The sequence below is a fragment of the Streptomyces sp. PTY087I2 genome (assembly GCF_001687325.1).
Classification (GTDB): Bacteria; Actinomycetota; Actinomycetes; order Streptomycetales; family Streptomycetaceae; genus Streptomyces.
Window position 1 is genome coordinate 142,998 of sequence record NZ_LZRD01000018.1, and the last position, 25,734, is coordinate 168,731.

17 protein-coding genes are annotated in these 25,734 nt (G+C 72.7%); 6 read left to right on the forward strand and 11 right to left on the reverse strand.

Features of this window, described 5'->3' with window-relative positions:
• Window positions 1–24: 24 nt before the first annotated feature.
• The 10 genes from A3Q37_RS20770 to A3Q37_RS20820 form a co-directional block, all read right to left on the reverse strand.
• Complete coding sequence (locus A3Q37_RS20770; protein WP_065486862.1) at window positions 25–1,131, reverse strand: M50 family metallopeptidase; 1,107 nt, start codon at window positions 1,129–1,131, stop codon at window positions 25–27.
• The gene (locus tag A3Q37_RS20775) at window positions 1,128–2,180 is read right to left on the reverse strand and encodes a lantibiotic dehydratase C-terminal domain-containing protein (RefSeq protein ID WP_065486866.1); all 1,053 of its coding nucleotides are present in this window, start codon (window positions 2,178–2,180) and stop codon (window positions 1,128–1,130) included. Before A3Q37_RS20775 ends, A3Q37_RS20770 begins: the two co-directional genes overlap by 4 nt.
• The gene (locus A3Q37_RS20780; RefSeq protein WP_065486868.1) at window positions 2,177–5,176 is read right to left on the reverse strand and encodes a lantibiotic dehydratase; all 3,000 of its coding nucleotides are present in this window, start codon (window positions 5,174–5,176) and stop codon (window positions 2,177–2,179) included. Before A3Q37_RS20780 ends, A3Q37_RS20775 begins: the two co-directional genes overlap by 4 nt.
• A 14-nt stretch (window positions 5,177–5,190) precedes the next feature.
• A complete protein-coding gene (locus A3Q37_RS20785) occupies window positions 5,191–6,777 on the reverse strand; it encodes a nitroreductase family protein (protein WP_065486871.1) in 1,587 nt (528 codons plus the stop codon).
• An 86-nt stretch (window positions 6,778–6,863) separates the two neighbouring features.
• Window positions 6,864–8,729, reverse strand: coding sequence for a TOMM precursor leader peptide-binding protein (locus A3Q37_RS20790; protein WP_079137903.1), 1,866 nt, complete (start codon window positions 8,727–8,729; stop codon window positions 6,864–6,866).
• Between the two features lie 178 nt (window positions 8,730–8,907).
• Window positions 8,908–11,166: a TOMM precursor leader peptide-binding protein gene (locus tag A3Q37_RS20795; RefSeq protein WP_065486873.1), complete on the reverse strand. Its 2,259-nt coding sequence runs from the start codon at window positions 11,164–11,166 to the stop codon at window positions 8,908–8,910.
• Between the two features lie 5 nt (window positions 11,167–11,171).
• Entirely contained in the window at window positions 11,172–13,679 is a 2,508-nt protein-coding gene (locus A3Q37_RS35835) for a BTAD domain-containing putative transcriptional regulator (protein ID WP_079137899.1), read from the reverse strand.
• Between the two features lie 53 nt (window positions 13,680–13,732).
• Window positions 13,733–13,981: a hypothetical protein gene (locus A3Q37_RS20810; RefSeq protein WP_065486875.1), complete on the reverse strand. Its 249-nt coding sequence runs from the start codon at window positions 13,979–13,981 to the stop codon at window positions 13,733–13,735.
• A gap of 271 nt (window positions 13,982–14,252) precedes the next feature.
• On the reverse strand, window positions 14,253–16,838 hold the full coding sequence (locus A3Q37_RS20815; RefSeq protein ID WP_065486877.1) for an ABC transporter permease: 2,586 nt from the start codon (window positions 16,836–16,838) through the stop codon (window positions 14,253–14,255).
• The gene (locus A3Q37_RS20820; RefSeq protein ID WP_065486879.1) at window positions 16,835–17,623 is read right to left on the reverse strand and encodes an ABC transporter ATP-binding protein; all 789 of its coding nucleotides are present in this window, start codon (window positions 17,621–17,623) and stop codon (window positions 16,835–16,837) included. The genes A3Q37_RS20815 and A3Q37_RS20820 overlap by 4 nt, the downstream gene beginning before the upstream one ends.
• Window positions 17,624–18,064: 441 nt before the next feature.
• Between A3Q37_RS20820 and A3Q37_RS20825 the strand changes: the two genes are divergently transcribed.
• From A3Q37_RS20825 to A3Q37_RS20840, 4 genes are all read left to right on the forward strand, one after another.
• A complete protein-coding gene (locus A3Q37_RS20825; protein WP_255311885.1) occupies window positions 18,065–19,555 on the forward strand; it encodes an MFS transporter in 1,491 nt (496 codons plus the stop codon).
• A gap of 102 nt (window positions 19,556–19,657) precedes the next feature.
• Entirely contained in the window at window positions 19,658–22,687 is a 3,030-nt protein-coding gene (locus A3Q37_RS20830) for a tetratricopeptide repeat protein (RefSeq protein ID WP_255311883.1), read from the forward strand.
• 55 nt (window positions 22,688–22,742) lie between these two features.
• The gene (locus A3Q37_RS20835) at window positions 22,743–23,063 is read left to right on the forward strand and encodes a helix-turn-helix transcriptional regulator (protein WP_065486883.1); all 321 of its coding nucleotides are present in this window, start codon (window positions 22,743–22,745) and stop codon (window positions 23,061–23,063) included.
• Window positions 23,060–23,452 (forward strand): VOC family protein, encoded by a 393-nt coding sequence (locus A3Q37_RS20840; RefSeq protein WP_065486885.1) that lies wholly within the window; start codon window positions 23,060–23,062, stop codon window positions 23,450–23,452. Before A3Q37_RS20835 ends, A3Q37_RS20840 begins: the two co-directional genes overlap by 4 nt.
• 165 nt (window positions 23,453–23,617) lie before the next feature.
• Here A3Q37_RS20840 and A3Q37_RS20845 read toward each other — a convergent pair whose 3' ends face one another.
• Window positions 23,618–24,154 (reverse strand): ATP-binding protein, encoded by a 537-nt coding sequence (locus tag A3Q37_RS20845; RefSeq protein WP_065486887.1) that lies wholly within the window; start codon window positions 24,152–24,154, stop codon window positions 23,618–23,620.
• A gap of 167 nt (window positions 24,155–24,321) precedes the next feature.
• On the opposite strand from A3Q37_RS20845, the gene A3Q37_RS20850 reads away from it, so the two are divergent.
• Both A3Q37_RS20850 and A3Q37_RS37905 read left to right on the forward strand, forming a co-directional pair.
• The gene (locus A3Q37_RS20850; protein WP_065486889.1) at window positions 24,322–25,236 is read left to right on the forward strand and encodes a helix-turn-helix transcriptional regulator; all 915 of its coding nucleotides are present in this window, start codon (window positions 24,322–24,324) and stop codon (window positions 25,234–25,236) included.
• Window positions 25,199–25,312, forward strand: coding sequence for a DUF397 domain-containing protein (locus A3Q37_RS37905; protein WP_255311886.1), 114 nt, complete (start codon window positions 25,199–25,201; stop codon window positions 25,310–25,312). The genes A3Q37_RS20850 and A3Q37_RS37905 overlap by 38 nt, the downstream gene beginning before the upstream one ends.
• Window positions 25,313–25,734 lie beyond the last annotated feature (422 nt).

Below are 25,734 nucleotides of genomic sequence, written 5' to 3' on the forward strand. Positions count from 1 at the left end.
AACAGCGGGCCCGGGGCGGGCACTTCAGGTGGTCAGCAGGTGATGGACGCCCGCGACGAGCGCCGCGACGACGGCGGCCAGGACGAGGACCGTGGCCGCCGCGTAGACGGGGTAGGCGATACGGGCCCGGCGCGGGTAGGCGGCCGCCTCCGGGGAGCGGCGCAGGGCGAGCCGCAGATAGCCGCCCGCGGAGGCGGCGAGGCCGGTGGCCCCGGCGAGTTGGCACGCGATCTTGTAGCCGTCCAGCGGCGGCAGCGGCACGAGCATCATGAACGCCTGGACGCTGCCGAGGAGCAGGAGGGCGGCGAACGCCTCATGCGTCGCGTCGTCGAGCGGGGCGAACAGCCACAGCGCGCAGAACGGGAGCAGGAAGACCAGGTTCATCACCGCACCGGCGGCGGCCGTGGCGATGCGGTGCCTCCGGGTGCCGAGGTAGAGGTAGTCGTCGACCGTGCAGTACATGATGACGGCGGGCAGCCGCCACCGCAGCCCGATCTCGGCGACCCGCCCGCCGTGGTGCCGGGCCACCACGCCGTGCGCCAGCTCATGGAGGGCGGTGCTCACCCAGAGCAGGATCGCCATGCCGGTCAGCAGAACCGGGTTGGACATCAACCCCCGTACCGCCAGCAGCAGTTCGCCGGAGCGGGCGACGACCACCGCCTCCATGGCGAGGACCAGCGCGAACAGCGGCACCAGGGCCGCGGGCGCGAGCAGGAAGCCGAAGACGCGGTGGAGGCGGGCGGTGGTGGCGTCGGCATCGGCCACCAGCGGGAGGGAGCCGCGCAGGAGGGTGCGCTTCTCCGGTACGGGGACGGGGGCGGGCTTCGGTTCGGGGGCGCCGGCCAGGAGCCCCTTCGTGCCCAGCAGGGCCAGGAGCTGCCGCCAGTGGGCGTCGGCCAGGCGTCGCCCGTACTCCCCCGCGTACGCCTCGCCGATCTCCGCGAGGCTCCGCTCGCCGTCCATGCGGGCGATGAGGAAGTGCTCCTTGGCCCCGACCTTGAAGGAGTTCCCGGTCTCGGCGTCCTTGATCAGGTGGACCGTCGCGGCCCCGTCCAGCAGCGGATCGCTGAGCAGAACACGGGGCCGCAGCGCGGGGCGGTAGGCGGCGAGCGCCCCGGGGGCCGCGCTCACGCGGACTCCTTGAGGACCCGGCCCAGGACATGGCTGAGGTAGGCCTCGTCGCGGATGGTGACGTGCAGCCGGTTGTTGGTCATATGCATGTACGGGGAGAGCAGGAGCGGCAGCGCCACCGCCGGGTCGGTGACCTGTTCGTCCCGCTCACCGTCCCAGGACCGGAACACCAGGTCCCCGTCGACGGCCAGTTTCCGGGCCCGGTCCCGCAGTTCGGCGCAGTGCTCGGCCCAGCCCGCCAGGGATCCGGGCAGCGAGCGGGCGCTCCCGGGCGGGGCCGTGGCGGCCCGGACCCGGGCGAACCGGTCCCGCAGCCCGTCCGCCGTCCGGGCGTAGTTGGTGTCGTACTCCTCGGTGCCGATGAAGCCGGTGCCGGGGAACGCCCGGTGCCAGAACTCGTAGTAGTCGTCCAGATATCCGGTCAGCTCGGCCCGGTCCGGCAGGAACGTCGAGGACATCACCATCATCAACTGGGCCGCCGTGCCCAGCAGTACGGTGCGCAGATGGAGGTTCTTGGTGGCGAGGGCGTCGATCACCAGGTCGCTGGAGTGCCGGAAGTGCCACTCGGCCAGCTCGATCCCGGCGGGCCCGCCGTACTTCCCGAACTCCGGCTCGTACGGCTCCCGGTGGCGGGAGTTGTTGGGGCGCAGGTTCATCCGGCCCTGCTCGTCCGTGTAGTGGCCGCGCTCGCTGCCGGGGAACTCGATCTCGAAGAGGGTGTTGTAGAAGTCGTTCAGGAACCCGGAGTCGACCTCGTACAGCGCGGGCCGCTCGGCCAGGAACGCGTCCACGGCCCGCTCGGTGCGGCGGGCCACCTCCGGCTCGGCGGCGGGCGAGGACGGCTTCAGTCGCAGCCGTACGTGGGGGCCCTCCAGCCAGTAGTTGATGAAGAAGTACCCGGCGAGCAGGCCGTCCGCCTCCAGCTCCGCCACCAGCGGGCGGACGCAGTTCAGGAGGAAGGGGCGGGGGTTGGCGGCGTAGAAGACGTGGGTGGCCTGCCAGGAGCCGGTGGTGGTCGCGGCCGGCACGGCGGGGGGCGGGGGTGTCATGAGGTGGTCCTCCTGCGGACGGGTACGGCCGTCTCCACGGCGAGTTCGGCGACATGGCGGCCGGGGCCCGAGACGGTGGGCAGCGCGTCCTCGTCCGGCAGCATCTCCCGGAACACCACCCGGGCGTCGGGAGACTTGATCAGCGCCTCGAACGCGGACAGGGACAGCGGGCTGTCGAAGTCGAGGTACTGCGGTTTGGCGCCGGTCGCGCCCCGGGCCCCGGTGTCCGACACGGTCGCGAAGACCCGGTCGGGCAGCCCGTGGGTGCGCCGGAAGGCGTGCCAGTCCAGGAACCAGCCGTCCTCCGGTGCGCCCGGCCGGTGCAACGGCAGGACAGCGGCCGGGGCGCTCCAGCTGCGCCGGCTCAGGACGAGCGAGCCGTGCCGCACCCGGGGCCGCCCGGTGACCCCGCCGCGCGGCTCGCCCTCGGGGACGCCCGCCCACACGTTGAGCGGGGCCATCGAGGTCGGGGAGAGCAGGAGCAGGGTGCGGGGCAGTTCGGGCAGGGCGAGCGGGACGAGGTAGCCGAGGTAGACGGGGATGACCTCGCGGTCCAGGCGGACCGAGCGCAGGGCGAGCCGGTCGGCCTCGGGGTCGTGCACGAGGTAGAGATCGTCCAGGTCGATCCTGAACTCCTCGCCCAGCGTGCCGCGTTCGCCGGGGCAGACGATCTCGTACGGGGTGAGCCTGCCGTGCAGGTTGAGGTTGCTGGTGACCGGACCGCCGGTGACCTCGGCGAGGACCGCGCCTTCGGGCACGAGGGCGTCGGCGTCCGCGAGGAGCTGTTCGTCGAGGCCGTCGAAGAGCTGGGTGAACCGGGTGAACGAGAACGACACCCCGCCGTAGGACCGGTTGAGGACGACGAGCGGGTCGCCCGGGCGGTCGGCGATCTGGACGTGGTGGCTCATCGGGGCGAACCCGGCCCGGGGGACGTCCAGTTCACCGGCGACCGCGTCCAGGAACGCGTCGTCGAGCCACACCTCGCCCGCGTCCGGCTCCGCCGCCTCCCACAGCGCGGCCATCCGGGCGGTGAAGGTGCGGCGCGCGTCGTCGAGGGCGCGCAGCCGGGGCAGGCCGAGCCAGTTGACCTCCGGGACGTAGGTGCCGTCGGCGTCGTACGGGGTGCGGGAGGCGGTGAACGTCATGTACTGGTCGAAGAAGTCCTCGTGAAAGTCGTGGACCAGCTTCAGCAGGTCGTCGCAGCGGCCGCCGTGGCCGTACCGGGCGAGGAAGAAGCCCTGGAAGGTGATCCGCTGCGGGAGGGTGAGGTCGAAGGCGGGCAGCACCCGCTCCACGGCCGCCAGCGGCCCGGCGGCCAGCTCGCGCCAGGCATCGGGATCCAGCGCGACGCGGGGGGCCGGGGCATCAGGGGCCCGGTCGCCCGGCGAGCTCTGGCCCGGAGCTGCCGGAGCCGCGCCGCCCGAAGCCCGGTCGCCCGGTGCCTGGTCGTCCGGCGAGCCGCCCGGTGCCTGGTCGTCCGGTTCCTGGTCGTACGGCGAGCTGCCCGGAGCCGGAGCCTCCGGAGCCTGGTCGCCCGGGGCCTGGTCGCCCAGGGAGCCCTGGCCCGGAGCCTCCGGAGCCTGGTCGCGCGCAGCCTGAGCGCCCTTGCCCGCGACGCCCGGAGCCCGGTCGCCCCGGTCCGGCGCGCGCCCCGTGCCCGCCGCCGCGTCCTCGTACAGCAGCGTCTGCGGGACCTTCGCGCGCTCGACCCCCAGCTCCTCCTCCTGCACCGCCCGCAGCCCGGCCCGTACGGCTGCCAGCAGGACGCGCCGCTCGTCCGGGGCCGCGTCGGCGAAGCGGGCCGCGTGGGCGGCGGGCTCCTCCAGGCGGTCCGCGAGCCGGGCGGCCCAGGGGCGGTCCAGGCCGCGCAGCGCGTCCTGGAAGGCCCGGAGCGGGTCGGTGTCGTGGACCTCGGTCCGCAGACACGGCACCTGGACCATGCCGACGTCCAGGAGCGCCCCGAGGTACTGCTCGCACTCCTCGCGCGCCGCCCCCCGGTCCCGCTCCAGCCAGGCCGCCAGCTCGCCGTAACGGATCGTGCCGCGTTCCTCGAACAGGCCGAGCAGCCGTTCCAGGGTGCCGCTGCGGCGCAGGAAGAACAGCCGGTCCTTCACCGCGTCGAAGGTGACGGCCGCGTCCTCGTCGCCCGTGGTGACCCAGCGCCGTACGTAGCGGACCCGGTCGTCGTCGCGCCCCCAGCCGGAGGCGAGGGCGAGCGGCAGATCGGCCCGGCGGACCGGGTCGGCGATCACCGCGTCGGCGATCCGGCCGAGCGCCACGACGTTGAGCCGGACCTGCGTCCGCCACTCCTCCCCCACCCGCGTACGCAGCCCGTCCGAGCCGCCGAAGACGCCGGGGGCGACGCCGGTGAAGGTGGAGAAGGGGCTCGTCTTGCACGCGGTCCGGTACACGTAGGAGAGCAGCGAGCGTTCGATCTTGCGCTGTTTGCGGTCCGGCCGCGCCCCGGGGCGGGACGCCTTCTCCCGGTAGGCGTCGAGCTGGGCGTCCAGGGTCGGCGAGGCGAGCAACAGGCCTCTGCGCAGCCGCTCGTGGCCCGCGATCCGGGCCAGCTCGGTGCGGGTGCGCCCGGTCTCGTCCGCCAGCAGGGCGGCCCCCGCACCCCGCTTGCCGGCGAGGGCGCGCCGGCCGGTCAGCCAGTCGGCGAGGGCCCCGGCGGCGGCCGGGTCGAGGGCGCGGACCCGGTTCAGGGCGTCCTCGGCGGCGGCCGGGTCCGGCAGCCGGTTGTTGAAGACGTCGCGGCGCAGCTTCAGCAGGGCACGGCGCAGCGGTTCGTCGTCGCTGCCGCCGATCAGCCCGTGCAGCTGGTCCGCGGCCTTCCCGGCGAGCAGGGCCAGCTGTTCGGTGGTGTCGAGGACGTCGTCGGCCCAGCGCCGGCTGTCGGGGCAGCGCAGGGCCCGGACCTCGTCGACCGGGAGCCCGGCGACGCGCAGCATGAACGCGGGCGGTGCGGAAGGGGAGTTCGTGGTGTCCGTCATCGTCGTGTCCCCGCTCAGGCGATCTCGTAACGGAAGTCGGCGGGGGCGGGGCGTTCGTTGCCGATCATCATGATCAGCAGGGGCGCCTCGCCCGTCCCTTCGAGCCCCAGTTCCTCGATGTAGGAGATGTTGTCGAAGCCGAGGGCGACCCCGCAGCCGAGCTCCACGGCCGCGGCGGCGGTGTAGACGGACTGGGCGACGGCCCCGATGGTGGCGTTGACCAGCCGGTATCCCCGGTCGCCGACGGCGTCGAGGACGGCGGTGGTGCGGACGGTCGGCACGAGCACGGCCCCGGCCTGCTCCAGGTTGTAGTTGGCGAGGAAGTAGTTCCGCTGGAGGAACTCCCCCGGCCGCCCCTCCTTCACCCGTCGCAGGCTCCGCCGCTCGGGGTCGTGGACGTACGAACCGGGCTCGACGCCCTCGACGTGGTTCACGAACGCGTACACCCGGGCCAGCCGGGCGTCACCGGTGTCGCCGCCGAGCCGCGATCCGGCCGATGCGGCGGCCAGGCAGGCGGCCAACTGGTCGGCGGTGACGGGCTTCTGGGCGTCGAACCGGCCGAAGCTGCTGCGGCGGGCGCGCAGCGCGGTGCGTACGTCGGCGTCCAGCGGCCGGGCGGGCGGCAGCGCGACCTCCGCGAGCCCCGGGTCGACGGGGTGGGCGGCGGCGGGCCCGAGGGCGTCCGGGGCGGGGCGGGCGGTGGCGTCGGCGGAGGTCGCCGCCTGCATGCGGAGCAGCGCGTCGAAGGTGAGGACGGTACGGGAGCGCTCGACGTCCGCGCGCCCGACGGCGACGGGCGCGGTGGCGCCCCTGTGAGCCGAACCCCCTTGCATACCGGCCCACTTGAGGGGCACGACGGCGAAGATCCCCTCCTGCGCCGGGTCCACGCCGAGCAGGGCGGCGAGGCGTTCCTCGTCGAACCAGAGGGCCGGTTCGACGGACAGGCCCCGGGCGGCCGCCCACATCCGCCAGGTCTGGACGCAGGCCCCGAGGTCCATGGAGACGGCGTGGAAGGAGAAGCTGTTGTACTTGAAGGAGTTCTGCCAGTACTTGATGCCGAGCACCAGGTACTGATCGGTCTCCGGCCCCGGCGCGCCGTCGCCCAGCGCCTCGCGCACCTGCCCGGAGACATCGCCCGTGAGCAGCCGCTGCATGGTGTGGTGCCGGGTGGAGTAGTAGTGCACCCCCGGCGGTACGGGGGCGCTCGGCCCGGACACCCAGTGGATGCTGACCGGGTAGAGCCCGCCGCCGGACGCGGAGCCGCGCGACCAGTTGGCGAGCGGGTAGAAGGGCAGGGCGTTCAGGTCCGTGTTGGCCTGGACGCCGAGGCGGCGGCCGGTGAGACCGTACGAGTCACGGAGCATGCCGGAGAGCGAGCCGAGGTCGAACGCGCCCTGGGCGGAGGCGTTTTCGGCGAACAGTCCCCGGTCGACGGTCGCCCCGGCCGGGTAGCCGGCGTCGGGCAGCGGGAATCCGTCCGCGCCCGGGTGGAACTTCGCCTTGCGCGGGCCGTCCTGCCAGTTCGGTACGTAGTCGGCGGGGTCCATCGGGACCCGGCCGCGGTGCATGATCGCGGCGGCGTATTCATGGGCGTATCCCATGGCGGTCTCCTTGGTCACGGCAGGAGGGGGAATCACGGCAGGAGGGGGAAGGGGAGAAACGGTCATGGGATCGGCCGGGGAACCGGTCATGGGAACGGGTGCGGGGCCGGGTTGAGATCGGCGTCGGTGAGGTCCGCCGACCGCAGGCCCGCCTCGCGCAGGGCGGTACGGAGCCGGGGCATGCCCAGGGCCCGCTGGCGGGTCCAGCCGAAGTCGATCGGCAGCAGTCCGGGCACGATCACGCTCACCGTGGTCAGCCCGAGATCCCGCTGTTCCGGCATGGTCTGGTCGACGACGACGACATCGAACCCGGCGGCGGCGACGGCGTCCACGCACCGGAGAAGGTCCTCGCGCAGATCGTCGGAGACCGGGAGGACCGGCCGGCCGCCGGGCCCGTCCCCGTACAGCTCGTCGAAGGAGCGGGCCGGCGGACGTACGCTCCCCGGCGCGCCGAGCAGGAAGTCCGCGTGGTCGCCCATCTCCGGGATGCCGTACGCCAGCGGGTGGTCGTGCAGCGCCTCGACCTTGGCGAAGTCGGTGGCCATGGCGCGCAGCCGCTTCTCGTCCCGCTCGGTGCGGCCCTGGAGGTTGACGGCGTCGGTGGCGATCTCGCAGAGCGCCCCGGCGAGGGCCGCCTCCGGGTCGAGCCCGGCCCCCGCGCCGAAGCACATCCGGCCGGGCCCGCCGTCGGGGCGGACGGCGACCCCGGTGACGACGGGGACCGGGAAGGTGATCCGGGTGTCGAAGAACCGCGCCTCGTAGCCGTACATCTCCAGCCGGTCCACCATCTGCCGGGTGGCGGGGCGGCGGCTGGTGCGCGGGTCGATCTCGGGCAGCGCGGCCCGCCCGTACCAGGAGAGCAGGAACGCGTCCCGCTCGACGACCTCCATCAGCCCGAAGTAGACGGCCTCCTCCAGCGCGCCGCCGGAGGCACAGCCGTTGGAGCTCTCCTGCACGAACCGGTTCTCCAGGCCCGGCGCGTGGTAGTACGTGAGCACTTCGGGGACCAGGACGGTGTGTCCGTCGCGCAGCGACCAGCCGCGCACCCAGGGGATCTCCCGGTCCGGGGTGAAGGGCCGCACCCGGGGGTTGGCCCGGTGGAAGGCGTCGGAGTAGAGGCCGCAGACGCGCGGGTCCAGGGCGGCCCGGCCCTCGGCGCGCAGGGTGTCCAGGGCGGCGTGCACCTGGGCGTACCGGGCCCGGGGCCGCATGCCCGCGTACCGCTCCAGGCCCTCCAGCACACCGATGCGCACGCTGTCGGCGAAGGTGTCGGCGTGCCCGCCCCAGAACGTCTCGCGCAGATACGGGCCCGAGCGCAGCGAGAAGCAGCCGATGGTGGCGGACGTGGACGTGGAGGAGACGTCGTGGACGACGGAGGGGCCGAGCGACCCGCAGACGGGGTTGGCGTACGGCTCGACGGGCAGTTCGTAGTCCCGGAGGTCCCGGACCCGGAAGCCGTCGGGCCGCAGTTTGGGCGCGGGCTTCAGGGTGATGACGGCGGCCTCGTCGCTGTCGGGTTCGGGCTGCCCGCAGCCGGGGCACTCCGGGTCGGGGACGAGCGGGTAGTGGCGGACGGCCAGGGTCTGGAGGTCGACGAGGTGGACGGCGGGGAAGGCCCCGATGTCCGGTCCGCCGCCGGCCATCCGGGCGGCGATCACCCCGGCGACGGCCTCGGCCGCGAACGGGGTGACGTACGGGGACGGGCCCGCCGCCCGGGTCCCGGAACCGAGCTCCAGCGCCTCGCGCAGGGCGACGGACCGCACGGCCTGCCACCGGCGCTCCAGGCAGCGGGCGCAGGGGCGTCGACCGGTCCCGTCCGGCGTCGGCAGGGGGCCGACGACGGCGTGCCGCCCGTAGTAGCGCACGGGCACGGTGTCGGCCCCGTCCCCGGGCAGCTTTGCGTCTGCCGTGAACGCGTCGCGTACGCCCAGGGGTTGGACGTCCGGCGGCATGGTGACCGCCGCCTCTCCGTGCCGGGCCAGCCCCTCCCGCAGCAGCTCGCCGAGGAGCCGGGTGGACTCCCCCAGCACGGGAGCGTCCGGCGCGTCGGGCGCATGCGGTGCGTCAGACGAGTGCTGTGCGTCAGGCGCGTCCGGTGCGGGCGGCACGTCAGACGCGCCGCGCAACGTCTCAACGGCCATCGGTGCCGCCCTCGCCGTCCACCGTGAGCAGCACCCGGGCCGTGGCGATGGAGCCGGAGGCCAGGTCCGCCGGGGTCGTCGGCACGTACAGGGCGTCGCGCCCGGCGGACCGCAGCGCCTCCAGCACCGCGTCGAACGAGGTCTCCGCCGCGTCCGCCACGACGGACTCGCCGCTCACCGCGATCGCCCCGGGGGCCAGGTCGGCCATCAGCGGGTCGCCGGGGTCGACCGCCGCCTCCGGGTCCTCGGCGGCGAGCTGCACCTGCCCGAGCAGATCCCGCAGGGCGGCGGCGGCCGCAGCGCGCCGGGACAGCCCGGACCCGACCGCCCAACGAGCCCCGGCGGCGGGCCCGTTGGCCTCCCGGGCCAGCACCGCGTGGGCCGTGCTGCGGTCCGCCTCGCCCAGGTCGAGGAGGTCCACGGCGATGTCCAGGTTGGCGGCGGACTTCAGCAGGAACACCAGCTCCGGGTCGTCCCCACCGACCGCCAGCGGGCGCACCCGGGTGGTGCCCCGGACCGCGCGGAGCAGGGCGTCGTGGGCGAGCGCGGACAGCAGCCCCCGGCCCGCCGCCTCCGCCGCGCTGCCGCCCGCCCCGGATCCGGCGGTGGTCGCCAGGTGCACCCGGTCGCGGTTGTACGGCCCGAACGGGCGCAGGGCGGCGGCCGGTACGCGTACCGGATCCTTGCCGATCAGCGAGGTCGCCACCGCCCAGGCGGCGGGCGCGGCCCCGGTGCCGCCGCCGGTCGTCAGGGCGTCGGGCCCCAGCGTCCGCAGCTCCCGCGCACCGCTGCCCGCCCGGTCACCGGCCTCGGCTCCCTCGACGCCCGCCGGCGGAACCATGTGCTCCACGTAGGTCTCGGCCGCCGCGTGCAGCGCCCGGGTCCGTGCCCCGGCGAGGTGGTGCACGTCGAACGCGGCGATCCGGCGGCGCGCCCCGCCCGTGAGCGCCACCTCGACCCGGCTGAGCTTCAGCGGGGTCTGGGTCAGCTCCTCGTCGTCGTACCGGCGGAACGTCCCGGTGTACGGGCGGACCAGCGCGTTGCTGATCCGGTTCAGCTCCTCGACCAGCTCCTCCGCGTCCCGGGCGGTCTCCACGGTCGCGGTGACGGGGAGGGCCAACGCGCCGGGAAGCGGGGCGGGTTCGTCGGCGGGGAGCCCGGAGCAGCGGGCGCAGCGGGGGTGGGGCTGGAGCGGTTCGGCCATCACGTCCAGCGACTCCAGGTCCTGGACGAGGACCTGGCCGGCCGTCTCGGCGGGCAGCGCTCCGGTGGTGAGGCGGAAGACCTCGTAGCCGACGAGGTTGCCGGCCATCGCGGCGACCGGCCCGGACAGGGCGGCCCCGTCGGACGGTACGGCCCCCGCCGCCTCGCTCCACAGCCCGGCCGCCGTGCCGGGGTCGGCGTTGCCGCCCAGGCGCAGCAGGGCGCAGGACCAGCAGCCGGTGGAGCCGGCGGTGGTGAGCGGGCCGACGACCAGCCGGCGGCCGAACAGCCAGGCGGGGATGAGCGTCACGCCCTCGGGCACCCCGGCGGCCAGCAGCCGGTGCGTGCGCGCCCCGGCCCCGGCCCCGCTGACGACGACGATGTCGTAACCGTCCAGGTCGGCCCAGCCCGCGTCCGTCCCGGCGGTGACCGTGTCGACACGGGCCCCGTTGGCGGCGGCCTCGGCGGTGACGTCGTCGGAGGCCGCGACGGTGCCGATGCTCGCGCAGCCGTTGCGCACGAGGCTCAGCGCGCACCAGCGGGCCGTCTCGTCGTCGCCGAGGACGGCGACGCGGGTGGCGCGGTAGCGGGCGAAGCGGGCGGGGGCGTCGTCGGTGTAGTGGTCGACGTAGGCGATCTGCGCGGCGAACCGTTCGGCGGTCTCCCCGTCGACCGCGTCCCCGGTGGTGTCGGCCTCGGGGATGTCCCGGGCGAAGCCGCGCGCGTACAGCGTCTTGACCAGTTCGGCGGCCATCGCCCGCTGCGCGGGCCCGAACCCGGCGCAGAGTTCGGCCATGCGGTGCTGTCCGGTGAGGTGCGGGACGACGAGGGAGGCGAACCGGTAGGCGGTGCGGCCGGTGAGGTGGAAACCGCCGTCGGCGTTGTGGAACAGCACCCCGCCGGGGGTCTCGGTGAACAGCACGTCACGGCGGATACGCGGCCGGGTGCCGGCGATCGCGTCGAACGCCGGTGTCGCGGCGGGCGCGGTCGTCGGTGCGGGCGTGGCGGGTGCGGCGGTGGTGACGGGGGCGGCGCTCTCGGCCATGGGGATCACACCTTCTCTGTGCGGCGGTCGCGGATCCGGGCGGTTCTTCGTACGTGGGCGCGGAGCAGATCGTGGATGCGGTACGGGCCCGGCGGGCCGTCCTCCAGCAGTCCGGCGTCGGCGAGTTGTTCCCGTACGGCTTCGGGAACGGGTCCTTCGTCCTCGGGACCCCGGTCGTCGAGCAGCGCCGGCGGGCCCTGCGCGAGGCGGGTGAACGCCTCGGACAGCCGGGGGTCGAGCCGGCCCAGCGCCCGGTCGAAGAGGCCGGTGACGGAGTGGTCCGGGGAGTCGGTCAGGGTGAGCCGGGCGAGCGGGTCGTCGCCCAGCCAGTCGGCGGCGTCGGCGAGCCGCAGGCCCGGCCGGGTGAGCAGCCGGGCGGTGAGGATGCGCAGGGCGGCCGGGAAGTGCCCGCACACGGCGGCAAGGCGGTGGGCGGCACGGGGTTCGGCCTCCACCCGCTCGGCGCCCAGGGCGGTCAGCAGCAGGGCGTACGACTCGGCCTCGGTGAAGGTCGTCAGGCGCTGCACCCAGCCGCCGTGGGTCGCGATCAGCCCGCCGAGGCCCATCCGGCTGGTGACCACGACGGCGAGGCCCGCCCCGGCCTCCCCTCCCGGCGTGAGCAGGGGGCGCACCTGGTCGGCGTCGACCACGTCGTCGAGGATCAGCAGCGCGCGCCTTTCGCCCGTCGCCCCGAGCGCGGCGGCCACATCGACGGCCACCTCCTCGGCCGACCGGGGCTCGCCGTCCGCGCGGGTCATCCGGACGAGCAACTGCCCACCGGGAAAGGCGTCCCGGACCAGCCGGGCGGCATGCTGAGCAAGCGCCGACTTACCGATCCCGGGAGCCCCGGAGACGAGAACGGCGAGGGGCCGGTGATCCTCGGGCCCGGAGGGCGGCGGCGCGGTGAGCCGGGCGGTCAGGGCAGCGGCCTCGGCGACGCGCCCGGTGAAGTGCGGAACGGCGGGGACGGGCTCGATGCAGGAGGCGGCGACCGGGGCGGATGCCGTGACCGGTATGGCGCCTTGGGCCGGGGCTGGTGTGCCGCTCGGGGGCGTGGTCGGTGTGGTGCCCTGGCTGGAGATGGGCGCGGTGCCCGGGTCCGGGACGGACGCGGCACCCGCAGCCGGGACAGACGCGGCGCCCTGGACCATGGCGGGTGCTGCGCCCTCGCCCGGGACAAGCGCGGTGCCCTGGACGGGGGCGCTCACGGTGCCCGGGGCCGGGGCCGGTGTGATGCCCTGGCCGGGGCCGGTCGTGATGCCCTGGGCCGTGACCGGCGTGCCGTTCGGGGCCATGGCGGGCGAAGTGCCCTGGGCGGAGATGGGCCCGGTGCCCTGGACGGGAGCGCTCACGGCCCCCGGGCCCGGGACGTACGCGGCGCCCTGGCCCGGGGCAGAAACGGCACCCGGGACGGGGGCGCTCGCGGTGCCCTGGGCCGGGACGTACGCGGCACCCTCGGCCGGCACGGACACGACACCCGGAGCTATGGCGGGCGCGGCCCCCGGGGCCACGGCGGGCGAAGTGCCCTGAGCGGAGATGGGCTCGGTGCCCTGGGCCGGGACGTACGCGCCGCCCTGGCCCGGGGCGCTCACAGCCCCCGGGCCCGGGACGGACGCGACACCCGGAGCCGGGACGTACACAGCACCCTCGGCCGGGACGAACACGGCCCCCTGGCCCGGAACGGGCCCGACGCCCCCGGCCGTGCCCTCCCGGCCGGCCGGAAGCGCGACGGTCTCGCCCCGAATGACGCGCGGGGCCGACGGGGCGGCCGGGCCCAGGTCCTCGCCGCGCAGGATGGACAGTTCGAGCCGGCGCAGGGAGGGCGAGGGGTCCACGCCCAGTTCCTCCAGCAGGAAACCCTTCACCCTGCGGTACTCGGCGAGGGCCTGCGACTGGCGTCCGCTGCGGTACAGGGCCTCGATGAGCTGTTCGTGGAACCGTTCATGCCCCGGGTGGACGCGCGTAGCGGTCCACAGGTCGACCAGCGCCTCGCCGCAGCGCCCGAGCCCCAGCAGCAGGTCGCAGACCCGCTCGACCGCGCGCAGCCGTTCCTCCGCGAGCCGGGGCACCTCGTCGCGGTGCAGGACGACGGACCGTACGTTGGCGAGCAGCGAACCCTGCCAGAGCGACAGGGCGTCCCGCAGCGCGCAGAGCTCCGCCTCGGGATCCCGGTCCAGTCCGGCGGCCCGGCGCACCCGGTCGCGGAAACCGAGGAGGTCCAGGGTGGACGGTGCGGCGGTGACCCGGTAGCCGCCGGGCACCGCGTCGATGGAGGTGGTGACGCCGTGCTTGGAGAACAGCCGGCGAAGCCGCAGCACGCACGTCTGGAGGGCCGCCCTGGCGGTGGCGGGCTGCTCCTCGCCCCACACCGCGCGCTGCAAGTACTCGGCGGAGACCGGGGTGTTGGCGTGCAGGAGCAGCGCGGCGAGCAGATTCGCGGGCTTGGAGGGCTGAAGGACGACGGTGTCGGGACCGTCCGCGAGGGCGAGCGGCCCCAGGAGCCGGAACCGCATCCCGGAAGGCGCCCCCAGGAGGTCTCCCGCCGCGGCCGCGGGGGTGGACACGTCTAGTCCCAGCCGTTGACCAGCTTGCACATCTGGACGGGCGGCGATTCCGGGGGCAGTTGGCCGATGATCCCGGCCAACTCCGTACAGATGATCCGGGCGACGTGGTCGGCGACGGGCGGAGGGCCGACCGGAGCGGTGGCCGATGCGGGGCCGGTGGAGAAGGCGAGGGCGGCGAGGGCGATACCGGTGACGAGGGCGGCGGCTCTGGCCGGGCGGCGCTGCTTCTGCGCAAGCGGAGACCTTGACACGTGTTCCCCTTCGACGGTGGCGTCGGAGCCGGGGGGTCGTCCCGGCACGAGAGACGATGCCAGCGCGGAACGCGCCACAAGAGAGGCCGCGATGTCAGCTTGCTGCACCGGGGTCCGCAACCCTGTGCAGCAAGTTGACACGCTCCACCGTGACCGACGGCCCCGGACGGGGAACGGGCTCGGCCCCGGGACGTTTGGAGGAACGTCCCGGGGCCTGCCGGTCATCCTACGGTGACGCCCTGGGGCTCACCCCCGCCGGGCGGCTGTGCGCTCACCCGTCCGTCGCGATGGCGTTCAGGACGTTCATCCGGCCCGCCCGGAAGGCCGGGACGAGAGCGGCGAACAGTCCGACGAGGGCGGAGCAGGCGAAGACCGTGAGGATCGTCGGCCACGGGATCTCCAGGACCTCCAGCCCCTCCAGCGCCAGCAGCTTCTGGGCCGCGGTGCCCCAGCCCATCCCGAGTCCGAGTCCGAGCAGCGCCCCGAAGAGGGCGATGACCACGGACTCCAGCCGGATCATGCGGCGCAGCTGGCGGCGGGAGAGCCCGATGGCGCGCATCAGGCCGATCTCGCGGGTCCGTTCGACGACAGAGAGGGCCAGGGTGTTCACCACACCGAGCACCGCGACGATGATCGCCAGGGCGAGCAGTCCGTACACGATGTTCAGCAGCTGTCCGATCTGGTCCTTCAGCTGTTCCTTGAAGTCGGCCTGGTTCTGCACCTTGTAGACCGGGTACTCGGCGATGGCGGTCTTGAGGGCCGCGTACGCCTCCTTCTCCTTGCCTTCCTCGGCCTTGGCGAACATGACCACGTTCTGCGGCATCCGGTCGGCCGGGACGTAGGACGCGGCCGTCTTGATGTTGGTGTACATCGCGCCGCGGTCGATGTTGGTGTCGTCGGAGGTGATGGCCGCGACCTTGAGCTTCGCGGTCCCGCCCACCTTGAAGGCGACGGTGATCGTGTCGCCGACCTTGATCCCGTGCCGCTCGGCGTAGGTGTCGCCGACGGACATGGCGTCCTTGCCGTACGCCTTCGCGAGGTCGCCGGAGACGACCGTGCGGCGGACGTCCTGCTGGTACGTCGGGTCGGCGGCGACGATCCCCTCGTCCTCCGTCTTGCCGTTCGGAGCGGTGATCTTCGCCTTGACGAAGGTGTAGTCGGTCATGTGCTCCAGGCCGGGCACGGCGCGCACGGCGTCGGCCGCCTGGGGAACGATCGGGCGGCCGGTGCTGCCGTCCTGGACGATGAAGTCCGCGCCGACCGACTTGTCCAGCTCCTCGGTGGCCGAGGCGACCATGGAGGACCCGACGACGGACAGGCAGGCCACCAGGGCGAGCCCGATCATCAGGGCCGCGCCGGTCGCTCCCGTACGCCGGGGGTTGCGCAGGGCGTTGCGCTCGGCCAGCCGGCCGACCGGGCCGAAGAGCCGCAGGACGACGACGCTCAGCCCGCGCACCACGACGCCGGCCAGGAGCGGGCCGATCACGATGAAGCCGATGAGGGTCAGCAGCACGCCGAGGGCGAGGAACATGGAGCCCTCGCTGGCCTTTTCCGCCTGGGTCGTCGTCCACAGGGCGGCGCCGCCCGCCGCCGTCAGGACGAGGCCGATACCGGCCCTGACCCAGCCGGAGCGGCCGTCGGCGGGCGTCCCGGCGTCGCGCAGGGCGGCCATCGGGGAGACCTTGCCGGCCCGGCGGGCCGGGATGTACGCGGCGAGGACGGTGACGACGACACCGAGCACGAGGCCGATCGTGGGGGTCGTCCAGGCGACGGTGAGGTCCTCGGTGGACAGCGTCATACCGATGGCGCCCATCAGCTTCATCAGCCCGACGGCCAGGCCGACACCGGCGGCGACGCCGAGCACGGAGCCGACGATGCCGAGGAGGACGGCCTCCAGGAGCACGGACCGGTTGACCTGCTTGCGGCTGGAGCCGATGGCCCGCATCAGGCCGATCTCGCGGGTCCGCTGGGCGACCAGCATCGAGAAGGTGTTGACGATGAGGAAGATGCCGACGAGGAAGGCGATCCCGGCGAAGCCGAGCATCGCGTACTTCATGACGTCCAGGAAGGCGCCCATGTCGTCCTTGTTGGCGTCGGCGGCCTCCTGCTGGGTCTGGAGCTTGTACGCGGCGTTGCCGTCGAGGGCGGCGGCCACGTTCTTCTTGAGCTCGGTGTCGCTGACGCCGCTCTTGGCCGTCACCAGGATCTGGGTGAAGACGTCGGGGGCGCCCAGCAGCTGCTTCTGCGCGGTCGCGGTGTCGAGGTAGATGACGGCCGCGCCCGGGTTGGTGACGGTGAAGGACGCGATGCCGCTGATCTTCGCCGTGAGGTCACCGGTGGCGGCGATGGTGCGCAGCTCGTCGCCGATCTTGAGCTTGTGCTTCTTCGCGGTGTCGGCGTCGATCATCACCTCGGTGGGACCGCGGGGTGCGTGCCCGGAGGTGATCTTCATCGAACGCAGGTCGTTCTTGGTCCAGTTGCTCGCGATGGTGGGGGCGCCGGTGTCGGAGCCCATGTTCTTGTTGTCGCTGTTGACGACGGTGACCGCCATGGAGAAGGCGGAGCCCTCGGCCCGCTCCACCCCCTCGGCCTTCTCGACCTGCTGGACCACGGAGGCGGGCAGCGAGACGGGCTTGCCGCTGTCGGGCTGTTCGCCGTCGTCGTCCGCGCTCTTCGGGCTGACGGTGACATCGGGCGAGGAGATGGCGAAGAGCTTGTCGAACGTGGTGTTCATCGTGTCGGTGAAGACGAGCGTGCCGCAGACGAACGCCACGGACAGCAGCACCGCCACGGCGGAGAGGGCCATCCGGCCCTTGTGCGCGAGGAAGTTGCGCACCGAGGTCTTCCAGACGGTCATGACGTCCGCCCGCGGGCGTCGAAGTGCTTCATGCGGTCGAGGACCTGGTCCGCGGTCGGGTCGAGCATCTCGTCGACGATGGAACCGTCGGCGAGATACAGCACCCGGTCCGCGTAGGAGGCGGCCACCGGGTCGTGGGTGACCATGACGATGGTCTGGCCCAGTTCGTCGACCGACCTGCGGAGGAAGGAGAGGACCTCGGCCCCGGCGCGGGAGTCCAGGTTTCCGGTGGGCTCGTCACCGAAGATGATGTCCGGCCGGGCGGCGAGCGCCCGGGCGACGGCGACGCGCTGCTGCTGACCGCCGGAGAGCTGGGTGGGGCGGTGCTTGAGCCGCTCGGCGAGCCCGACCGTCTCCACGACCTGCTGGAGCCAGGCGGCGTCGGGCTTGCGGCCCGCGATGTCCATCGGCAGCGTGATGTTCTCGATCGCGTTGAGCGTCGGGAGCAGGTTGAACGCCTGGAAGATGAACCCGATCCGGTCGCGCCGGAGCTGGGTGAGCTTCTTGTCCTTCAGCTTGGTGATCTCGGTCTCGTCGAGGAAGATCTCGCCCGACGTCACCGTGTCGAGCCCGGCGAGGCAGTGCATCAGGGTCGACTTGCCGGAGCCGGACGGGCCCATGATCGCCGTGAACTGCCCGCGGGCGATGTCCACATCGACATGGTCGAGGGCGACGACCCGGGTCTCGCCGGTGCCGTACGCCTTCACGACCTGTCGCGCCCGTGCCGCGACGGCCGTACGCCCTCCAGTGCCCCCGTGCCTGGGAATGGTCACAGCCGTTGTCACGGTTTCTCTCCTATGTCGGTCGATGACTGGACGTCGCTGAGTACGTTCCGAGTCTGCGTTCCGGACCGTCCCCGGCGCGATGGTGCTCAGTGCAGTCTTCAGGTGGGGTTTTCCCCACCCACCCCCCTGCGGTGAGCCGTAGCGGCGACGTAAGAAAAGGTTAAGGAGAGGGCCCCCGCCACCACGTCCTCCGCCGGGAGGAACAGGCCCTGGCCGCAATGAGGGGGCGCCCCCTAGGGGAACTCGTCCCCCGGGCGGAGAGAGGTCAGGGGCTCCCCCTCGGCGCCCCTGGATGAGACAGTGCCACGGGAGATACGTGCATAGGGAAGGAACCCGGTGAGCGGCGACGCAGGCGGTACGGGCCGGAACGGCGGCGACGAGAGCGGCGCACCGCCCGCCCTCGCCACCCCCCGGGGCCGCCGCCCCGTCGTGGCGGCGCTCATGCTCGGCATGGCGCTGGCCGCCATCGACGGCACCATCGTCTCCACGGCCGTCCCCCAGATCGTCGGCGATCTCGGCGGGCTCACCGTCTTCTCCTGGCTCTTCTCCGGCTATCTGCTGGCCGTCACGGTCACGCTCCCCCTGTACGGGAAGCTCTCCGACACCTTCGGCCGCAAGCCGGTCCTGATCGCCGGGATCATCCTGTTCCTGGCCGGTTCGGTCCTCTGCGCGGCCGCGTGGAACATGGCCGCGCTCATCGCCTTCCGTATCGTCCAGGGGCTGGGCGGCGGCGCGCTCCAGGGCACGGTGCAGACCATCGCGGCCGACCTCTACCCGCTCAAGGAACGCCCGCGCATCCAGGCCAAGCTGTCCACGGTGTGGGCCACTTCGGCGGTGGCGGGACCCGTCGTCGGCGGGCTGCTCGCCGGGTACGCCGACTGGCGGTGGATCTTCCTCATCAACCTGCCGGTCGGGGCCGTCGCCCTCTGGCTGGTCGTCCGCCATCTCCACGAGCCCTCCCGCCCCCGGCCCGCCGGCCGGCCCCGGGTCGACTGGGCGGGCGCGCTGGCCGTCTTCGCGACCGGCAGCCTGCTGCTCACGGCGCTCGTGCAGGGCGGGGTGGCCTGGCCCTGGCTGTCGGCGCCCTCGCTGGGCCTGCTCGGGGCGAGCGCGGTGCTGGCCGCGCTCACCGTCGTCATCGAGCGGCGGGCGGCGGAGCCGATCATCCCGGGCTGGGTGTGGCGGCGACGTACCATCGCCTCGGTCAACCTGGCGCTCGGCGCGATGGGGCTGCTGATGGTCGCGCCGACCGTCTTCCTGCCCACGTACGCCCAGTCGGTGCTGGGCCTCGGCCCGATAGCCGCCGGGTTCGTGCTCTCGGTGATGACGCTGAGCTGGCCGGTGTCGGCGGCCCTGTCCGACCGGGTCTACAACCGCATCGGCTTCCGGCGGACCGCGATGATCGGCATGAGCGCTGCGCTGCTGATCCTGCTGGCCTTCCCCCTCCTCCCCTACCCCGGCGAGCCCTGGCACCCGGCCCTCCTGATGCTGCTGCTCGGCGCGGCCCTCGGCCTGTTCCAACTGCCGCTGATCGTGGGCGTGCAGTCGACGGTCGGCTGGGCGGAGCGCGGTACGACGACGGCGTCGGTCCTCTTCTGCCGCCAGGTGGGCCAGAGCGTCGGCGCGGCGCTCTTCGGGGCCGTCGCCAACAGCGTCCTGGCCGCCCGCCTCCTCGACGCCCCGGTGGACGGCCTCCCCGGCGACCTGGACGCGGTGACCCGCACGCTGGAGAACCCGGGCGCGTTCTCCGCGGCGGCGACGGACCACGTGCGCCGGGCGGTGGACGCGGCGGTGGACCACGTCTACGTCGGCGCGGCCGGAGCCGCGGCCCTGGCCCTGCTCGCCCTGATCACCCTCGCCCCGCGCCGCTTCCCGGTCATCACGGAGGGAACGGACGCGCCGGAGACCGCCGGGGTGCAGGGTCGGCGCTGACGCCGGTGCCGGGGTTCTCCCGCGCTCGGCTGACAGACGGGCGGGCTGGACCGGAGACTGATGGCCTACGTCCGAAGCGGCCAGCACGGACGGACGGTTGTCATGCCTGGCCCGCAGGGTGAGGCGGAGGAACGGACGGGGTGCGGGATGTCAGGGGCGGAGACGCGGGGCCTGTCGCGGGGGGCGTTGATCCGGCAGCGTGCGAAGGCCCGGTTCGTCGGCCGGCGTGCGCAGCTGACGCTGTTCACGGAGAACCTGGCGAAGGACCCCTTCTCCGAGGAGGCTCCGGCGGACTTCCTCTTCCATGTGCGCGGCGTGGGCGGTGTGGGAAAGTCCACGCTGCTGCGGCAGTGGCAGGAAGCGGCCAGGCGCGCGGACGCGATGACGGCGGTGGTGGACGAGAACGACGTCCACGGCGTGCAGCAGGCTCTGGTCGAGCTCATCCGGCAGCTGGAGGCGCAGGGCGGGCCGTGCAAGGAGTTCGGCAAGGCGGTCGAGCAGTTCCGGCGGGAGCAGGCGGCTCAGGCCGAGCCACTCCCCGTGGAGGGCGAGGCGTCGGTATCGAGCCGAGTGATGACGCAGGCCGCGTTGGGGGCGACCTCGCTCATCCCCGGGGCCGGGTTCGTGACGGCGATGGCGAATCCGGAGGCTGCGGCCCAGGGGCTGGACCGGCTCCGGTCGCAGTCGCGGTCCCGTTCCCAGCGGCGAGGAGGCCGAGGTGACGAGACGGGGTTGAGCCGTGCTTTCGTCGCCGAGCTGGAACGGTTGTGCCGCCGCCAACGGTGGGTGGTGCTCTTCTTCGACACCTGGGAGCAGACCGCGCGTTACTTGGACGGCTGGCTGCTGAGGCTGCTCGATGAGGAGTTCGGCCCGGTGCCGGCGAACGTCGTCATCGTGCTGGCCGGGCGGGACGAGCTGGCGGAGCGGGACTGGGCGCCGTTGCGCGCGCATGTCGTGGACGTACCGCTGGAGGTGTTCACCGAGGCGGAGGCGCGTGCGCTGCTGACCTCGCGCGGCGTGACCGAACCAGCGGTGGTGGAGGCGGTGTTGCAGCTGTCGATGGGGCTCCCGCTGCTCGTCGAGCTGCTCTCTCTGGCTCGCCCCAGCACCGTCGAGGACCTCGATGCCGGCGGAGACTTCGCCGATGTGGCCGTCGAACGGTTCGTGCAGTGGATCACCGACCCGAAGAAGCGTGAGGCCGTACGGGCGGGTGCGCTGCCCCTTCAGCTGAACGAGGACGTCTTCGGGGCCGCGGCCGGGCCCGAGGCCGCGGCCGAGGGGCTGTGGGAGTGGCTGTGCGGGCAGCCGTTCGTCAATGGCCGGGGTGACTACAAGCACTACCACGCGGTGGTCCGCGCCAGCATGGTCCATCAGCAGCGCGCCCATTCCCCCCGCGGCTGGGCCTCCGCCCATACCCGGCTCGCCGACGCACATGCCGCCTGGCGCGGGTCGATCGAGGAGCGGCTCCCCGAAGCGAAACGGTGGGGGGAGGCCGAGTGGCGTCGGCACCGTGTGGATGGGACGTACCACCGGTTGTGTGCCTATCCGGGGGCGTACCTGACAGCCGCCCTGGAACAGGTCGTTCACGCCGCCGGCCAGAGCGTCGCCGTGCTACGCCAGTGGATCGAGGCCTTCGACCAAGCCGCGCGGGACACGACCGACCCCACCCTGCTTTCGTGGGCGGGACGACTCCAGTCCGCCCTCACGAGCGATGATCCCGTTCTCGCCTGTCTCGGTGTGCTGCTGTCCCACGGCGGGCTGAGCGCCGACAGCAGAAGCTGGGCCTCCACCTACCGGGGCAACCACCTCTATTTCTGCGACCGGGAGGAGGAGGCTCTCGCCGAGTTGGACCGTGCCATCGCACAGAACGCCCGGAACGCCACTGCCTGGTCCCGCCGCGGCGAAGTCCATCGCTGGCTGGGCAACTACGACCAGGCCGTAGCCGACTTCACCACCGCGCTGGAACTCGAACCGACCGACGCGTGGAGCCGCACGCTGCGTGGAGAGACACACCAACAGGCCGGTCACTACGACCGAGCCGTCGCAGACCTCACCACCGCTCTCGAACACGACCCCACCAGTGCCTGGGCACTCAGCGCCCGCGGTATATCTCATTGGCAGGCCGGTCACTACGACCGAGCCGTCGCAGACCTCACCGCCGCGCTCGAACACGACCCCACCCTCACCTGGGCACGCAGCCATCTCGGCGACACACACCGGCAGGCTGGCCGTTACGACCAGGCCATCGCCGAGTACACCACCGCGCTCGAACTCGACCCCACGTACGCCTGGGCACTCGCCGGCCGCGGAGAGGCACACCAACAGGCCGGTCGCTACGACCAGGCCATCGCCGACTTCACCGCCGCACTCGAACACGATCCCACCTTGGCCTGGGCACTCGCCAGCCGCGGCCGCACACACCACCAGGCCGGTCACTACGACCGCGCCATCGCCGACCTGACCGCCGCACTGGAGCACGACCCCACGTACGCCTGGGCATTCGGTGCCCGGGGCGAAACACACCGGGCGGCCGGCGACTACGACCGGGCGGTCGCCGACCTCACCGCCGCGCTCGAGCACGACCCCACCTACGCCTGGGCACTCGCCACCCGCGGCCATACACACCATCAGGCCGGTCGCTACGACCAGGCCGTCGCGGACCTCACCGCCGCGCTCGAACTCGACCCCACCCTGGCCTGGGCGCTCGCCACCCGCGTTCAAGTACTTCGGCAAACAGGCCGGCGCGAGGCAGCGCGAAGAGACCTGGACCGGGCTGTCGCAGCGCACCCCGAAGACGTCTCCTGCACGTTCGAGAAGCTCATGTTCGACGCTGTGGAAGGTCGGCTCCAAGCGTCTACGGAGCAGTGGAGTCAGCTGTTCTCCTCCCTGGTGACCCCGACCGACGCAGAGACCGGATTCTTGAACCTCTTTCGGTCGCTGTTCGTCGAAACGGAGAACCGCGTACCGGAGGCGACTGAGGAATTGCTCGCTACTGGCCAGGGCCGCGGGGAGCTCGCCGATCTGCTCAGTTACCTCGTCGAGCTCTCCGCGCTGACGGACGACCTGGGGAACCGGGCACGGCAGTGCCGCGATCTGATCATGGAGCAGGACCGTGACGTCGGTCGCCCCTGAGGTGGCCGAGCATCCTCGCTTGATAGGCAAGTCGCCACTTGCCTATCGTGGAGTCATGGCGGACGATGTCTTCAAGGCCCTGGCCGACCCCACGCGCCGACTCATCCTCGACGAGCTGACCGACCGGAACGGCCAGACGCTGTTCGAAATATGCGGGCGGCTGGTGACCAAACACGGCCTCGGGCTGTCCCGCCAGGCGGTCAGCCAGCATCTGGCCGTCCTGGAGGCGGCGGGCCTGGTCATCACGCGCCGCGAGGGCCGGTACAAGTTCCACGACCTCGACACCGAACCCCTTGAGCACATCGTCAGCCGATGGCTCGGAGCGAAGACACCGAAGACACCGCGGACCCCGAAAACCCCGGAGAGCACCCCATGAGGATCAACCTGACCAGCGTCTTCGTCGACGACCAAGAGAAGGCCCTGCGCTTCTACACGGACGTCCTCGGCTTCGTGAAGAAGCACGACGTCCCGCTCGGCGGCGAGGACCGCTGGCTGACCGTGGTCTCGCCGGAGGACCCCGACGGCACCGAACTCCTCCTGGAGCCGAACAAGCACCCGGCCGTGAAGCCGTACACGACGGCCCTGGTCGAGGACGGCATCCCGGCCACGGCGTTCACCGTGGACGACGTACGGGCGGAGTTCGACCGGCTCAGCAAGCTCGGCGTCCGCTTCACCCAGGAGCCGGTGGAGATGGGCCCCGTCACCACCGCCGTCCTGGACGACACCTGCGGCAACCTGATCCAGATCATGCAGAACGGCGGCTGACACCGCACCCGCGGGCGGCGGCAGCGGCATGGTTCGAGCGCGCCATGGGCGCCGGAGTGCGGATCGTACGTGGCGACGGACGGACGGCTCGTCGCCGACATCGCGCGGGAGGTCGTCGCCGCCACAGGCTGGACCGGGCCCCGTACCGACGGCGGTTCCTGATCGTCATCCGTGCGCCCGGTCCCCACCGGCAGGCGGGTCCGCCGCCACCTCCGCCCACACGGTCTTGCCGATCGGGTTCCGGGGCTCCCACCCCCACTTCGTCGCCAGGCACTCCACCAGGAACAGGCCGCGCCCCGACTCCTCGTCCTTCGGGGCCAGCGCCGCCTGCTCGGGGGTCCGGCCGAGCAGGGCGTCCGAGACCTCGATACGGAAGCGGCTCGCCGGGCCCTCGTAGTCCACCCGGACATGGAAGTTCCGGCCCCGCAGCCGCCCGTGGCACACCGCGTTGGCCGCCAGCTCCGCCACCACGAGGGCGACCGAGCACGACGCGTCCGTCATCGGCCCGAACCCCCAGTGCCCCAACTGCCTCACCACCGTACGACGGGCGAGCCGCGCTCCCCGGGGCGTCGGGGGGAACTGCCGCGACAGGCTCCCGTAACCGTTGGCCGTCAACCCGAAGCCGCGCGGGTGGGGTGGGGCCGGCTCCTGCCGGGCGTCGTTCGTCGCTTCGGTCGTCTTCTCGCCGGTCATCCTGGCCATCCGTTCGCTCGACTCCTCTCACGTCACCCACACGTGCGGCTTCCGTGACGTTCCGTACTCAAGAGTCGGCCGTGCGTCCTAGCCTCGGAAGGTGACAGCGCCTTACCCCGCAGGCCGTAAGGAACGGAAGTATCGCCGTGGCCAAAGCAATTGACCCGCAGGCCTCCATGGCCGCCCTCTTCGGATCGCGCCTGCGTAAACTCCGCGTCGCGGCCGGACTCACCCAGGCCGAAGTGGGCGCGCTCGCCCACGTGGTCAGCAGCCGGATCGCCCAACTGGAGCGAGCGACCGGCGCGAAGCCCACGCTGGAGCTGACCCGGGTTCTGGACAAGGAGCTGGTGGCGGACGAGTTACTGATCGACCTCTGGCCGTATGTGTACCGGGAGGCGTATCCCGACTGGTCGCAGGCGTTCATCGCGTACTCGGCCCGCGCTACGGTGATCCGCGAGTACTCCTCACATGCCGTTCCCGGTCTGCTACAGACCCCGGAGTATGCGCGGGCCCTGCTGAGCATGGGCCACTCGCTGCGCGACGCCGAACACCTGGAGGAACGCGTCGCAGCCCGGCTCGACCGCCAGGTGCGGCTGACCGGCCCGGACCGGCCAGAGCTGTGGATCGTCCTCGACGAGGCCGTGCTCCGGCGTCCGGTCGGCGGAGCGGCGGTGATGCGCGGCCAGTTGGAGAAGCTGCTCAGGATGGCGGAGGAGCCCAACGTCACCATTCAGGTACTGCCGTTCGACCAAGGCGCGCACGGCGCACTGGCCGGTTCCCTCACCGTGCTGGTGATGCCGGACGGCACCAAGATCGCCTATACGGAAGGTGCGCACCACGGCCAGTTGACCGAGGAACCGGACGAGGTCGAACGGTTCGACCTGACTTACGATCAACTCAGGGCGATGGCACTGCCGCCGCTGATGTCGCTCGACCTGATCCGATCCGTGCTGGAGGTTGATTACCGTGCAGGGAGCATCCCGTCCCGATCTGACCGCCGCCGCCTGGCGCAGCAGCAGCTACAGCAACGAGGAGGGCGGCAACTGCGTGCAGGTGGCGGACGGATTCCCCGGCGTCGTCCCCGTCCGTGACAGCAAGAACCCCACCGGCCCCGCCCTCGTCGTCCCGGCCGCCGCCTGGAGCGCGTTCATTTACTGGTGTCACTGAGCCTTTACCGGCGCGATACCGGATTTACCGGCACCACAGCCTCGCCCGATATGATCCGGCGAGGCTTTCCGGATTGGCCGAAAAGAATTCCTCGGACCCGGAACGTCATCCCTTCGCGGCGCACGTGACGCATATGCCCCGACCATTCTCCCAGGGCCCATTCCGGCCCGGCGCCGGTCAGCGTCGTGCACGGCCGCGCGAATACCACAACACCCAAGTTCCGCTGGCCACTTCCCGACAAAATCACTCTGCCTACGGACTATGCCGCTCACCGGATCAATCGCCGCACAGGCATGTCTACGATGTGGTCGAACCCTGACAGGAAAGGCTGCTTCCGCTTTTCTCCGATTCCCCAGGTGATCTGCACCTTCCCGGAGCGGCCGCACACCTTCCGCTCGGTAGAACTGAGGGACCGCATCCAT